The sequence below is a fragment of the Anaerostipes stercorihominis genome, assembly GCF_057535655.1.
The window spans coordinates 1-327 of record NZ_BAAJCL010000048.1; the positions used below are offsets into that span (position 1 = coordinate 1).

Annotated in this window: 1 protein-coding gene; it reads left to right on the forward strand. The window is 44.0% G+C overall.

Annotated features, from left to right (window positions below):
* Positions 1-270, forward strand: a 270-nt coding sequence (locus AC27EF_RS13660) for a transposase (RefSeq protein ID WP_487111306.1), incomplete at its 5' end; no start/stop codon positions are given.
* Between the last annotated feature and the right edge of the window lie 57 nt (positions 271-327).

Genomic DNA, 327 nt, shown 5'->3' on the forward strand with positions numbered 1-327 from the left:
CAACAGTTTAAAGAGGATGCAGTGCAGTATCGCTTGGATCATCCGGAGATGCCACTTCGCAAGGCTGCGGAGAATCTTGGAGTCAGTGAATCTGCACTGAAAAACTGGATGAAAGCAGCAAAGGAACATAAAGGAGAAGTTCCCACCCGTGGTTCTGGAAATTATGCAAGTGAGGAAGCGAAAGAGATTGCCAGATTGCAACGTGAATTACGAAATACGAAGGATGCTCTTGAAGTGTTAAAAAAAGCAATCGGTATTCTGGGAAACTGACAAAAGCTCTTTACACAGCTACTTCTGAGTATGTGAAAGAAATCAAATCCCTGCCCG